This is a genomic window from Shigella sp. FC1661 (assembly GCF_001712525.1).
GTDB classification, from domain to species: domain Bacteria; phylum Pseudomonadota; class Gammaproteobacteria; order Enterobacterales; family Enterobacteriaceae; genus Escherichia; species Escherichia coli.
In genome coordinates, this window is record NZ_MDGW01000028.1 from 1 (window position 1) to 12226 (window position 12226).

At 54.4% G+C, this 12226-nt stretch carries 14 protein-coding genes and 5 pseudogenes; 17 read left to right on the forward strand and 2 right to left on the reverse strand.

Translation table 11 applies throughout. The annotated features are described in order from the left end of the window. From BFF42_RS02285 to BFF42_RS28090, 5 genes and pseudogenes are all read left to right on the forward strand, one after another. On the forward strand, positions 1 to 534 hold a 534-nt coding region (locus tag BFF42_RS02285; RefSeq protein WP_039060271.1), incomplete at its 5' end, for an IS3 family transposase. Between the two features lie 8 nt (positions 535 to 542). Next, positions 543 to 1148 (forward strand): annotated as a pseudogene (gene parM, locus BFF42_RS02290) (plasmid segregation protein ParM domain-containing protein); the annotation flags it as partial. A 4-nt stretch (positions 1149 to 1152) separates the two neighbouring features. Further along, complete coding sequence (locus tag BFF42_RS02295; protein ID WP_000211290.1) at positions 1153 to 1464, forward strand: plasmid partitioning/stability family protein; 312 nt, start codon at positions 1153 to 1155, stop codon at positions 1462 to 1464. Between the two features lie 63 nt (positions 1465 to 1527). After that, a complete protein-coding gene (locus BFF42_RS02300) occupies positions 1528 to 2118 on the forward strand; it encodes an ead/Ea22-like family protein (protein ID WP_001289966.1) in 591 nt (196 codons plus the stop codon). 292 nt (positions 2119 to 2410) lie between these two features. Next, positions 2411 to 2539: a hypothetical protein gene (locus BFF42_RS28090; RefSeq protein WP_000676505.1), complete on the forward strand. Its 129-nt coding sequence runs from the start codon at positions 2411 to 2413 to the stop codon at positions 2537 to 2539. Positions 2540 to 2607: 68 nt separating this feature from the next. Here the strand turns inward: BFF42_RS28090 and BFF42_RS02310 are convergent. Together BFF42_RS02310 and BFF42_RS27495 are read right to left on the reverse strand one after the other, a co-directional pair. Continuing rightward, a pseudogene (locus BFF42_RS02310) lies at positions 2608 to 3654 on the reverse strand (phage portal protein). Beyond that, a pseudogene (locus BFF42_RS27495) lies at positions 3654 to 5404 on the reverse strand (terminase large subunit domain-containing protein). The pseudogenes BFF42_RS02310 and BFF42_RS27495 overlap by 1 nt, the downstream one beginning before the upstream one ends. A gap of 154 nt (positions 5405 to 5558) precedes the next feature. Between BFF42_RS27495 and BFF42_RS02325 the strand changes: the two are divergent. From BFF42_RS02325 to BFF42_RS02390, 12 genes and pseudogenes are all read left to right on the forward strand, one after another. Continuing rightward, positions 5559 to 6038: pseudogene (locus BFF42_RS02325) on the forward strand (GPO family capsid scaffolding protein); the annotation flags it as partial. 12 nt (positions 6039 to 6050) lie between these two features. Further along, the gene (locus BFF42_RS02330; protein WP_000072327.1) at positions 6051 to 6443 is read left to right on the forward strand and encodes a M15 family metallopeptidase; all 393 of its coding nucleotides are present in this window, start codon (positions 6051 to 6053) and stop codon (positions 6441 to 6443) included. Continuing rightward, a complete protein-coding gene (locus BFF42_RS02335) occupies positions 6440 to 6847 on the forward strand; it encodes a DUF2570 domain-containing protein (protein WP_001437610.1) in 408 nt (135 codons plus the stop codon). The genes BFF42_RS02330 and BFF42_RS02335 overlap by 4 nt, the downstream gene beginning before the upstream one ends. Then, entirely contained in the window at positions 6801 to 6998 is a 198-nt protein-coding gene (lysC, locus tag BFF42_RS28525) for an Rz1-like lysis system protein LysC (RefSeq protein ID WP_097738121.1), read from the forward strand. Before BFF42_RS02335 ends, lysC begins: the two co-directional genes overlap by 47 nt. Next, positions 6985 to 7452: a phage tail protein gene (locus BFF42_RS02345; protein ID WP_000920592.1), complete on the forward strand. Its 468-nt coding sequence runs from the start codon at positions 6985 to 6987 to the stop codon at positions 7450 to 7452. The genes lysC and BFF42_RS02345 overlap by 14 nt, the downstream gene beginning before the upstream one ends. Next, entirely contained in the window at positions 7445 to 8080 is a 636-nt protein-coding gene (locus BFF42_RS02350) for a phage virion morphogenesis protein (protein ID WP_000356323.1), read from the forward strand. The genes BFF42_RS02345 and BFF42_RS02350 overlap by 8 nt, the downstream gene beginning before the upstream one ends. A gap of 11 nt (positions 8081 to 8091) precedes the next feature. After that, positions 8092 to 8658 carry a phage baseplate assembly protein V gene (locus BFF42_RS02355; RefSeq protein ID WP_001544208.1) on the forward strand — a complete coding sequence of 189 codons (567 nt, stop codon included), beginning with the start codon at positions 8092 to 8094 and terminating at the stop codon, positions 8656 to 8658. Continuing rightward, the gene (locus BFF42_RS02360; RefSeq protein ID WP_000213447.1) at positions 8655 to 9005 is read left to right on the forward strand and encodes a GPW/gp25 family protein; all 351 of its coding nucleotides are present in this window, start codon (positions 8655 to 8657) and stop codon (positions 9003 to 9005) included. Before BFF42_RS02355 ends, BFF42_RS02360 begins: the two co-directional genes overlap by 4 nt. Before the next feature lie 3 nt (positions 9006 to 9008). Further along, positions 9009 to 9905 (forward strand): baseplate assembly protein, encoded by an 897-nt coding sequence (locus BFF42_RS02365; protein WP_001111959.1) that lies wholly within the window; start codon positions 9009 to 9011, stop codon positions 9903 to 9905. After that, the gene (locus BFF42_RS02370; protein ID WP_000071721.1) at positions 9898 to 10428 is read left to right on the forward strand and encodes a phage tail protein I; all 531 of its coding nucleotides are present in this window, start codon (positions 9898 to 9900) and stop codon (positions 10426 to 10428) included. The genes BFF42_RS02365 and BFF42_RS02370 overlap by 8 nt, the downstream gene beginning before the upstream one ends. Positions 10429 to 10430: 2 nt before the next feature. Beyond that, positions 10431 to 12005: pseudogene (locus BFF42_RS02375) on the forward strand (phage tail protein); the annotation flags it as partial. A 56-nt stretch (positions 12006 to 12061) separates the two neighbouring features. Then, a partial coding sequence (locus BFF42_RS02390) for an IS1 family transposase (RefSeq protein ID WP_000179192.1) occupies positions 12062 to 12226 on the forward strand: 165 nt, incomplete at its 3' end.

Sequence of the window (12226 nt, forward strand, 5' to 3'; positions counted from 1 at the left end):
AGGCAGTTCGCCGTGACCGAGCCAAATCAGGTGTGGTGCGGTGATGTGACCTGTATCTGGACGGGTAAGCGCTGGGCGTACCTCGCCGTTGTTCTCGACCTGTTCGCAAGAAAACCAGTGGGCTGGGCCATGTCGTTCTCGCCGGACAGCAGGCTCACCATGAAAGCGCTGGAAATGGCATGGGAAACCCGTGGTAAGCCCGGCGGGGTGATGTTCCACAGCGATCAGGGCAGTCATTATACGAGCAGGCAGTTCCGGCAGTTATTGTGGCGATACCAGATCAGACAGAGTATGAGCCGGCGCGGAAACTGCTGGGATAACAGCCCAATGGAACGCTTCTTCAGGAGTCTGAAGAACGAATGGATGCCGGTGGTGGGTTACGTAAGCTTCAGCGAGGCAGCTCACGCCATAACGGACTATATCGTTGGATATTACAGCGCACTAAGACCGCACGAATATAACGGTGGGTTACCCCCAAACGAATCGGAAAATCGATACTGGAAAAACTCTAACTCGGTGGCCAGTTTTTGTTGACCACTTCAAACCGCAAAAAAGCGAACGTCATGCGCCCGGTGGAGTACCAGAACGGCGAAGCATTCACTATCCGTAACGTACGGGTTATGCCTGAATCCATTCCGGCTGGCTTTAAGGCACTGGCTGACATGAGTCCGTTTGAATCCCTGCTGATTGTGGATTTGGGCGGAACCACGCTGGATGTGGCAAAGGTTCAGGGGCAACTGGCAGGTATCAGCCAGGTGTTTTGCGATCCACACGTGGGCGTTTCTCTGATGGCCGATGCCGTACTGTCGGTGATGGCCACTAACGGTATGCGCACCAGTCACCACATCGCCAATACCATTATCGAACATCGCCATGATGAAGCCTGGCTGCGCCAGCACATCCACAATGACGCGCATTACGCCAGCCTGATGGCGGTAATTCGTGAAAAGGAAGAAACACTGAAACAACGCGTGATCCGCGCGCTGGCGGGTTTTTCGGGTTACGGGCGGGTGATGGTTGTCGGTGGAGGGGCGGAGATTGTGGCACCCGCTATCCGCGAAGCCTGCGGAGTTAATGCGACTTTCATCGCGGACGGGGTGCCACAGTTTGCTCTGGTTAATGGGCTGTACGCAATGGACAAGGAGTAAACCAATGACGACTCCAACCAGACGGATAAGTTTCTATCTGAAGCCCACCGCCGTCAAGAACGAAGGAGAAGCATGCGCCTGGCTGGACAGCCTTACACCAGAAGCCCGCAAAAGCGGCCAACGCGTGGCTTTTCTGGCCGGGCTGGCACTTCTGAAAATGAATCCGGCAGAGGCTTATCGACTGGCTGCATGGGCTGGTGATGAAGCGTTATCAGTGACACAAACCAGGACAGAACGCCCCACATCACAGCCAGTATCAACCGCACAGATAACCAGTCAGATGGCCGGAAATATCCGGGCGTTATTTCCTGAATAACACAACATCAGGGCGAGTTCGCCCTGCTCTCCACCTCAGAACATAAACAAGGAGAACGACTTAATGAGCGAAATCAACTATCAGGCATTACGTGAACGTTATTCACCTGTGCCAGTACCGAAATGCCCTATTTGCGGCGAGGAAATGTCAATTCAGCGAATATCTGGAGCACAGGTTGTTTATGCCTGCTCCGGTTATGGTGATGATGGAGATTTCAAAATTGGCCGAACTCTTGCTGACGAACATTATGAAAAATCACGCGTAACAGTGTTGGATGTCGGGGATCCTGAAGTATTGGCGCTACTTGATTGGCTGGAAACCAAAGACAACCGAATCGCTGAACTGGAAAAAATCGCCACTGACTATGCACTTAAATTCCAGAAAGCACAGGACGCATTAAAGCATGCCGCTTTGCTGCATAGCAGGACGGCGCAACAAACAAATAATTTTGCAGTATCGCTTCCGGACATAAGCGAATATTTCATTAATGACGTATTTCAGCCCTTGCGATACGAGCGGGATGTTGAAAGAGCCATCATAAAGGCTGGCGGAAAAGCATTGTGGCAGGAGAAACACGAGGACAGAACGCATCAGTCATGCGATGTAAATTGTGGATGGTTTAGCCCACTGACGACAGATAAAAATAACACCTGATCCCCCTCAAACTAGGGCGATAATCGCACATCGCCCTGCTGCACAATAGTGCACAAATTTGCACAATTTTTTTGAACGAATTTTTGCCCTTCCAGCCCGCGTGGCGGCTGGATCCGTCAAGGATCCGTGCGTGCACAAAAAAACGCGCTTTTTCTGCGCGCAGGTGACGGGGGAACAGCCCGCGTTTCAGGGGGTAAATAGCGTTCCCTTAACGATGTCGCAGCGACACGACAGAATGGCCTATTTCTCACGCTGAGCGTGAAAAATACGTGAGGGATTCTGATTTGATGGGGTGAAAGGTAAGGCCGTCAAAATCGCACTGAGGCGGCGAGAACATGCAGTCAACGCGGTGGGATTGCGTAAGAGTCTGACCGTCGATGGTGGCGATAAACTGGAAGGCGTCGTGAAATTATCTGACTGATACAGGAGCTGGAGAGTCGGGGCATAAATTTTTTATGCCCCGGCGAAGCAGCAGACAAGCGAAGCGCATCAGGATGTGGGCTGGATGTCTAACAGTGCGTAAGGGTTAAAGCGGATCACCTCTTCGCCAAGCCAGTCATTGATGTGCTTCATGGCCTCCATGACGGGCATCAGCTCGTTAATTGCGTAAACCCGCGCGGCCTTCTCCACATCACCAAACGCACTTTTTTCACCCGGCATCGCCCCCATCAGTTGCGGCGGAACGCGGTGCGCAGCCAGCACATCATCACGGGATGCCGCCTTAACATTCATGAACTCATCCTTTGCGGTGATCTGCTGGAACGGCAAAATTTGCACCCCCTCTTTGCCCCCGTTGGGCGCATGAATGAGCACGTTTTTAAACGCACCACCACCACGCGCACCCTGTAGCGTTTCTTTCAGGGAGTCCATGCTTTCGCGGTTTACCTGCGCGGCACCGATGTAGATGATGCACCCGGCGTGGGATCCGTTGTCGTAATACAGTTTTCTGAACATGTCCGCCGAATGAGACAGGCTGGCCGAGAGTAATGCGCCGAGATATTCCGGCATGCCGTAGATTTCCTGGTTAATGTCAGGATTCATCAGGTGACACACTTTGCCTGGGCGAAACTGAAACGCATCCTTGCCATCCTGCACATACCACCATGATTCAAGATCGCTTCCGCGTCGCATGTATTTCGCCAGGGCGTGCCGTAATTTAAGCGGTTCGCCGAGCATATTGCTTCGAAGCTCAAGGAATGCGTTACCGAACACAAACCAGTCCAGCGCCAGCGCCGAGAAATCCTACCGGGAAAGCAGCGGGTGCGGGATGTAGCAACCGAGCAATACATTGCGCTTAAAGTAAAGCGCAGACTGATGCCAAGACGTTTGCCGGGCAGCTCTTGCCAGACCGTACCAGTCCACCGGGGGTTCATACCACCGCCCGTTATCAGCACAGTACATATTGTCCAGCAGGTCATGCCCGGTCAGGCGATAAGGACCATCAAATGTGAATGCACTGAGCGATGATTCTTTCCTGAGCGCATCAGCGAGATCAATGCGTGAACTCATGCGCACTTTTTTATTTTTTCTGCTCATCAGAACTCCATAACCGTGAAACGCTCGTTTTCTCCTTCGCCGCCAATCGGTTCGTTAATGACAGCAAGCATGGTTACCCACGCAAGGTCGCCGTGGCTGATCCCCCTCGCTCGGTCCGTTTCGTAAGTGATAAAGCCGCCCGGTGTTTTCACCTTACGCACGGCGTTAAAGGCCGCGACCAGCTCGCGTTCGGCGCGATCGTATTCCCACCGCCCGGCACGCATTATTTGCAGCATTTTCAGTACCAGCGACCGTTTTGATGACAGCGTGAAGGTGTACGGAATAGCGGCAGGGAAAAACCGTTTCACTATCTGATAAACAGCCTCCCCGTTCCCGCCCGTCACATCAATGCCGATGTGTTCCACGTTGTAGCGACACGTGAACTCTTCAATGACTCTGGCCTGTTCTTCAAACTCCAGCCCCTGAACGCGTCGCGTCTCCACCGTTCGAAAACGGCCACCAGGAACAGACGGAGGAACCACCACGGACACAGCGCCGCTGTCGCCGTTGCCACTGCTGCCGTTTGCGTCATACCCAATCCATACCGGACGATTCCCCATCGGGCGGGGAGCAAAAGGTTTCCAGTCTTTCCAGTCGTCGTATCCGTCAACGCCGCAGCCAATCAGGATATTCAGGTTAAATGCCGATTCCCCTTCGCGGACAAACTCGCACATATAGAGATTGAGGAACTCGTCTTCGGTGTTTTCATCACGAATTTCGTCGATATCGGTGTGTTTCCAGCCGTGATTAACCACATCTTCCAGCGTGACAATTTGCCGCCACGTCCGGTCAGGGCAGATAAGCCCGTTATGCAGCGTTTTCCAGTCCACAGAAAAACGCTGCCGTTTATGCGAGGCCTTTTTCTCGTTCCAGCGGTCGCCGTTCCAGTAGGCGTATGCCTCGTGCGTTTCGGTGGATGGCGTGGAGAAGTAGGTGCGCCGCAGTCCGCTGAGGGTTGCCATAGCGCCAGCCACCTTGCGCAGTTCAGCAAAGCGACTGACCCAGAAAAATTCATCAAAATAAAAATTGCCCGTATAGGACTGTGCCGACGCAGCAGAAATGCCGAGAAAATGCAGCTCTGCGCCGTTGGAGAGGATGATTTTATCGCCCCCTTTCAGCTCCACATCAACTTCAGCCGCGCCTTCTGAATAATGCTTTTAAACTGGAACGCCTGACGACGCGACGCAGACAAAAAAATCTGGTTACGCTGGTAAGGTTGCGCCACATCGTCACGCAGCGCCATCAGCAGTGCTTCCTGTGCAAAATACCAGGTCGCCCCAATCTGTCGGGATTTCAGGATCATCCTGTTACGTATCCCGGCTTCCCTGCAAAGGGTCAGGGAGTCAAACCAGCCCCGCTGATGCCACTCCAGCCTGCTGATGATTTTTTCCCGCAGTGCGGCAATCTGTTCCGGCGTGAAATGATTTTTGAGTTTTTTCGCCCGGCCTTTCTTTCCTGCGGCCATCACATCCGGCTGGCCATCATGCAGCTTTTTAAGCTGCCGGGTCAGCAGGTCTATTTCCTTAAAGTCACCGCCTGTTTTATTCTGTTTTTCAGTAAGCTGGATGAGGCGCGCATCGATGGACTGCGTGACACGCTGCCCGGGTGGCGTTTCATCCCACTGGTCACGTTTTTTCCACGCATAAATCGTGTTCGGGTTTATTCCCATCAGACGTGATATTTCTGCGGGCGGATAACCCTGCCAGTAAAGTTGCCGCGCACGCTGGCGCACAAAAGCGTCCTGAATCATTGCTCCCCCTGAGTAATTACAGGAAGATTACCCGCGCGCGAAACTGTTCTCCTTAACCCTCTGTTCTGGCCGTTTTCTTACAACAAAAGCCCTTTGTATCAGCCTGTTACGCTTTGCCATCATGACTGAAGAACCAGTCAGAGGGGCAAAAACTATGGCTAATGAAAAAAAGACATCCCGCAAAAAGTTTCGCGTGGCTGTCTCCGGATCAACTGTTGATGGCCGTGAAATCAGTCCGGTGCATCTGCGTGAAGCCGCCGAGAACTTCAACCCGGATGTTTACGCTGCCCGCGTGAACGTTGAGCACTATCTCTCGCCATGCCCGTCAAGCGAATTTTCCGCAATGGGCGATGTCACCGCACTGAGTACGGAAGACATTACGGAAGGTCCGCTGGCCGGACGTACTGCGCTGTATGCAGAAATCGAACCGACCGAGCGCATGAAGCAGCTTGTTGCGGACGGCAAGAAAATCTATTCCAGTATCGAACTGCACCCGCAGTTCTCCGTTAACGGGCGCGCCTATCTGGTCGGGCTGGCGATGACCGACACCCCGGCAAGCCTGGGCACTGAGCGCCTGAAATTCACGGCACAGCAACGTCAGGCGGTGATGACGTTTAACAGTATCCAGGGTGAAGGAGAAGGACGAATGAGCAACACATTTAAATTCAGCAGCCGGAGCGAAAAGAATTTGCAGGGTGTAAATCCTGATCTGGTGAAAGTGACCCGACGGGCACTGGAAATCTCGGAAGTGGATTTTGGTATCACCGAAGGGTTGCGCAGCCGTTACCGCCAGAAGCAACTGGTGGCCACGGGTAAGAGCCAGACCATGAACAGCCGCCACCTTACGGGGCATGCCGTGGATGTTGTGGCTTATATCGGCAGCCAGGTGTCATGGGAATGGCCGCTGTACGAAAAAATCGCAGCAGCATTCAGACAGGCCAGCCGGGAACTGAATATTCCGGTGGAATGGGGCGGCGACTGGAAGACCCTGAAAGACGGACCGCATTTTCAGTTACCACACGGAGCCTATCCGGCATGAAGCTCTGGCCCACGCTTGGCGTCGCTTTCCTTCTGACTGCCGGATGGGGAACATCCATGCGTCTGTCGTGGTCGCTGGGCCGGGAGAACGCCAGAAACGAAGCGCAGGCCAGCACCCTGAAAAGTACCGCCGACACCCTGAATATCATCAGCGCCGGGGTACAGGATATGCAGCAGGTGCTGGCGCAACTCCGCGTGGAAAATCAGCAACGCAATCAGGACGGAGAGGTAAGACGTGAACAGCTACGCAACGATATTGCAAAAGATGAATGCGCCCACGCTTTGCCTGACGCTCGTTTTACTGACAGGCTGCGCAGGCACGCAGAACGCGCCACTGCCAGCGCCGTCAGTCCGGCTTATACCGCAGACGCTGACCATACCGGTAACGCCTCCCCCCTTCCCTGACACTCCCACATGGGGAAATCTCGGTATATGGGGCGACCGCCTTCTGGATGCACTGGAAACCTGTAACGCGGATAAACGGGCCATTGAATTACTGGAACAGCGCAGGCTGCAACGACTGAACAACGAGGATAACAACCATGCTGAAAACTGATTCCCTGCGTGAAGCCATGACCCGTTCATGCCGATGGTGTCAGGCTAACCCGGAAAAATTCACCATTTTCGTGGAGAGCGGCAACATTGAAACGACCGGAGAAACCCCATCGTTTGTTTACCGCTATCAGATGGTGATGTTTGTCATGGATTACGCCGGGGAGCTGGACGACCTCACGCTGCCGCTGCTGGCGTGGTTATCCGAAAATCAGCCACAGTTGTTGCTCAACCCTGAGCGTAATCAGGACATCAAATTCTCCGCCGTTATCAATGACGATGACAGCGCCGATCTCCTGTTTACGCTCCCCCTGCGGGAACGCGTTCGCATCACGCGCAGCAGTCAGGGCACACCGCAGGCAGAACACCTGCTGGAGCCAAAACCCCGCCTGCCATCTTCCGAAGGCGACTGGTCGCATGTATTCCAGGATGTGACGTGGGGTGAAAGCGATGGATAAGGCATTCACTCGCGTGGATGAAACCTTTGAAGCCATCCGCGACAGCCTGAATCAGCAGGCCATCAATAACATCGCCAGAAAGCTGGCACAGGATTTACGCCGCGCCCAGCAGGCACGTATCCGGTCACAGAAAGCGCCGGACGGGACCGCATGGACACCACGCAGACGCCACGTAACCCGGATACAGGAGCGCATTCGCTTTATCTGGAATAACGAAGCACGCACGCTGAAAAACTGGCATCACGACACGGGGAAATACGGGCGAACCATCACCGGGTGGGATGAGGATAAAAACAGCATCCGCACGTTTTACCGGGATGACATCGACCGCTTTCTGGAAATACGCACCCGGCGCATCAACCAGGACAGCACAAAGCGCGTCCCCATGTTCGTAAAACTGCGCACCGCCCGCTACCTGAAAGCCCGTGCAGATGCTTCCGGTGTGACGGTGGGTTACAGCGGCGTGGCCGCACGTATTGCACGCGTTCATCAGTTCGGTGAGCGCGATCAGGTTGCGCCGGGCATTTTCACCGATTACCCGGTACGTGAGCTGCTGGGTATCAGCCAGGCAGATGAGCGCCCGATTTATAACACGGTGCTGGGCCGGATTGCAGAGGCTGTACGGTGAGCGCAGAACTCATGCGGCTACTGAGCAATATCATCCGCACCGGGATCATCTCTGAAGTTGATGAGAAGTCCTGGCGCGTGCGCGTTCGCAGCGGCGAACTGGAAACAGGTTGGCTGCGCTGGAACACCACTCGCGCGGGAGCCTTCAATGTGTGGCTGCCGCCATCACCAGGCGAACAGGTGGTAATTGCCTGCATTGGCGGCAACCCGGAAACCGCCATGATAATTGGCAGCCTGTGGAGTGATGCCATTCCGGCCCCCGGCAAAAGCCTGAAAGAAATCGTGGTCAGCGCGCCGGATGGCGCGGTGTTCCGCTACGACGCGGACGCAGGCGCACTGAGCGCCAGCGGCATGAAAACAGCCACCCTGCAGGCATCCGTCAGCGTGACACTGGATACGCCCGTCGTGGAATGCACAGACCTTCTGAGAACGGCGACGCTTGACGTCACAAAAGGGGGAAAGATGAGCGGCAATATCACGCACAGCGGCGGCAATTTCACCTCAAACGGCATCACAGTGCATACGCATAAACACGGTGGCGTTAAAGGTGGCAGCGATTCGACAGGAGGCCCGCAGTGACAACCCGCTACACAGGAATGAACCCGGACGGAACGGGAAACCTGAACGATATGGAGCACCTGAAACAGTCAGTCAGGGACATCCTGACCACCCCGCTGGCAAGCCGGGTTATGCGACGGGAATATGGCAGCCTTGTGCCTGATTTGATTGACGAACCCATGAATAACACCACGCGTCTGCAATGCATGAGTGCTGCCGTGATTGCGCTGACACGATGGGAACCCCGCATTGCCCTGGACGCTATCGACGTTGTCTGGAAGGCAGGAGGCCGCGCCGGGGTGACGCTGTCGGGCACTGTCATGCAGACCATGCAGAATGTTGAATTAACCATCACGCTGAGGGAGTAAATCATGCCTGCCGTTGACCTTTCACAGTTACCGGAACCCGCCATCATCGCGGAGCCTGACTTTGAGGCAATTCTGGCTGACACAAAGGCCATGATGATTGCGTCCTATCCCGCCGAACAGCGTGAAGCCGTTTCCGCCGCGCTGGAGCTGGAATCGGAACCCCTTAACGTTATCGCTCAAACCATGTCGTTTCGTGAAATGCTGTTACGCCAGCGGGTCAATGAGGGTGCACGCGCCTGCATGCTAAGCCACAGCGCCGGGACAGACCTGGACAACCTCGCGGGCAATATGAACACAAAGCGCCTGGTTATCACTCCGGCAACGGATACCACCGATGCAGTGATGGAAAGTGACACCTCGCTGAGACTACGGGCGCAACGGGCATATGACGGTCTGAGTGTTGCTGGCCCGTCAGGTGCATACGAGTATTTTGCACGCAGCGCCAGCGGTCTGGTACGCGATGCGCGGGCCATCAGCCCGTCTCCGGCCAACGTGACGGTTTCCATCCTGTCCACTGAGGGCGACGGCACAGCAACGGAGGCGTTGCTTAATACCGTTCGCGCCGTTCTGAATGCAGAGGATACCCGCCCGGTGGCCGACCGCCTGACCGTACAGAGTGCCAGAATCGTGACATGGCGGCTGAATGCAAAACTGTACTTTTACCCCGGCCCGGAATCCGAACCTATTCTGGCCGCGGCTGAATCGTCGTTCAGGAAGTGGCTGGCTGAGCAGGGGCTTATCGGTCAGGACGTGGCGTTGTCCGCCATTGCTGCCGCACTGCATGTGCACGGTGTGCAACGCGTGGAGATAATCGAACCCACACAGAATATGGCCATCAGCGACATACAGGCGGCGCGCTGTGAGTCATTCACCATCAGCGAAGGTGGACGCAATGAGTAATTCGTTGTTACCACCATCAGCCAGCAATTTCATGCGTTGTGCCGAAGCCGTCGGAACACGCATTACAGACATTCCGGTAGACCTCAACACGCTGTGGTCGCCGGACACCTGCCCGGTGCATCTGCTGCCTTATCTCGCCTGGGCGTTTTCCGTTGACCGCTGGGATCGCAACTGGCCGGAAGAGACAAAGCGACAGGTTATTCGTGATGCATGGCTGATACACCGACACAAAGGGACCATCAGCGCACTGCGCCGGGCCATTGAGCCGCTGGGATACCTCATTCGCGTGTCTGAGTGGTGGGAGTTCGGCGGAGAACCGGGAACATTTACCGTTGAAGTCGGCACGCTGGACAGTGGCGTGACGGAGGAAATGTATCTGGAAATGGAGCGGTTGATTGCTGATGCCCGCCCGGTCAGCCGCCACATGACAGGGCTGAATATCATTCAGGAAATTCCGGGGGATATTTTCGCAGCGGCGGCAACTTATGACGGTGAAGTTATTACCATTTATCCAGGCGATTAAGCATGAGTACCACAACACGAAAATTTAAAACCATTATCACCGATACGGGTGCAAAAAAATTAGCTCAGGTAGCCGCGCCAGATGGTAAGCCTGTCCGCCTGACTCATATGGCCGTGGGCGACGGTGGCGGCACGTTGCCCACACCAGACAGTAAGCAGACCCGTCTGGTGCATGAGGTGTGGCGACATACTGTTAATCGCGTCATCCTGGACGCAACACATCAGAACCGCATTATTGCGGAGCTGGTTATTCCTCCTGAAACGGGCGGATTCTGGATCCGGGAAATTGGTGTATTTGATGAGCACGGCGATTTAATCGCGGTGGGAAATACTGCCGAAAGTTACAAGCCAGCCGTTGCCGAAGGGTCCGGTCGTGCACAAACATTTCGCACCATTCTGACCGTATCCAGCACTGCCACCGTGGCGCTTACCGTGGACAACACCATGGTGATGGCCACAGTGGATTACGTGGATGACAAACTGAAAGAGCATGAACAGTCACGACGTCACCCGGACGCCTCGCTGACCGCAAAAGGCTTTGTTCAACTCAGTAGCGCCACTAACAGCGTGTCTGAAACGCAGGCTGCAACGCCGAAAGCAGTAAAGGCCGCGTATGACCTTGCTAACGCAAAATATACCGCTCAGGACGCCACGACGGCACAAAAAGGGATAGTCCAGCTCAGTAGTGCCACCAACAGCACGTCTGAAACACTGGCCGCGACATCGAAAGCGGTTAAGGCGGTAATGGATGAAACGAACAAGAAAGCGCCCTTAAACAGTCCTGCGCTGACCGGAACGCCAACAACGCCAACTGCGCGACAGGGAACGAATAATACCCAAATCGCAAGCACGGCTTTCGTTATGGCTGCGATTGCCGCCCTTGTAGATTCGTCACCTGACGCACTGAATACGCTGAACGAGTTAGCGGCGGCGCTGGGAAACGACCCGAATTTTGCGACCACCATGACTAACGCGCTTGCGGGTAAGCAACCGAAAGATGCCATCCTGACGGCGCTGGCCGGGCTTGCTACTGCGGCAGACAGGTTTCCGTATTTTACGGGGAATGATGTCGCCAGCCTGGCAACCCTGACAAAAGTCGGGCGGGATATTCTTGCGAAATCGACCGTTGCTGCCGTTATCGAATACCTCGGTTTACGAGAACTCGGCACAAGCGGGGAGAAAATACCGTTACTCAGTACAGCGAATACCTGGACCAATCGACAAACATTCAGCGGTGGCCTTTCTGGGGAACTGTCCGGCAATGCCGCTACTGCAACAAAGCTGAAAACAGCACGAAAAATTGCTGGAGTTGGTTTTGATGGTTCTAGCGATATTTCAATTAGTGCCAAAAATGTCAATGCATTTGCACTCCGACAAACAGGTAATACTGTTAATGGTGATACATCCATTGGATGGAATTGGGATAGTAGTGCATATAACGCCCTGATTGGTGGTGCATCTGCATTAATTCTTCACTTTAATATAAATGCTGGTAGCTGTCCTGCCGTACAATTCCGTGTGAATTATAAAAATGGTGGCATTTCCTACAGGTCGGCTCATGATGGTTATGGGGTTGAATGGTGATGCTGCCAACTTACTGATTTAGTGTATGATGGTGTTTTTGAGGTGCTCCAGTGGCTTCTGTTTCTATCAGCTGTCCCTCCTGTTCAGCTACTGACGGGGTGGTGCGTAACGGCAAAAGCACTGCCGGACATCAGCGCTATCTCTGCTCTCACTGCCGTAAAACATGGCAACTGCAGTTCACTTACACCGCTTCTCAACCCGGTACGCACCAGAAA

What these genes read in the sequence shown, in the direction of transcription:
- BFF42_RS02295 (WP_000211290.1), top strand. Translation starts at nt 1,153, where the DNA reads ATGACGACTCCAACCAGACGGATAAGTTTCTATCTGAAGCCCACCGCC.
- BFF42_RS02335 (WP_001437610.1), top strand. Translation starts at nt 6,440, where the DNA reads ATGAAGCTCTGGCCCACGCTTGGCGTCGCTTTCCTTCTGACTGCCGGA.
- BFF42_RS02370 (WP_000071721.1), top strand. Translation starts at nt 9,898, where the DNA reads ATGAGTAATTCGTTGTTACCACCATCAGCCAGCAATTTCATGCGTTGT.
- BFF42_RS02350 (WP_000356323.1), top strand. Translation starts at nt 7,445, where the DNA reads ATGGATAAGGCATTCACTCGCGTGGATGAAACCTTTGAAGCCATCCGC.
- BFF42_RS02345 (WP_000920592.1), top strand. Translation starts at nt 6,985, where the DNA reads ATGCTGAAAACTGATTCCCTGCGTGAAGCCATGACCCGTTCATGCCGA.
- BFF42_RS02365 (WP_001111959.1), top strand. Translation starts at nt 9,009, where the DNA reads ATGCCTGCCGTTGACCTTTCACAGTTACCGGAACCCGCCATCATCGCG.
- BFF42_RS02300 (WP_001289966.1), top strand. Translation starts at nt 1,528, where the DNA reads ATGAGCGAAATCAACTATCAGGCATTACGTGAACGTTATTCACCTGTG.
- BFF42_RS02330 (WP_000072327.1), top strand. Translation starts at nt 6,051, where the DNA reads ATGAGCAACACATTTAAATTCAGCAGCCGGAGCGAAAAGAATTTGCAG.
- BFF42_RS02355 (WP_001544208.1), top strand. Translation starts at nt 8,092, where the DNA reads ATGCGGCTACTGAGCAATATCATCCGCACCGGGATCATCTCTGAAGTT.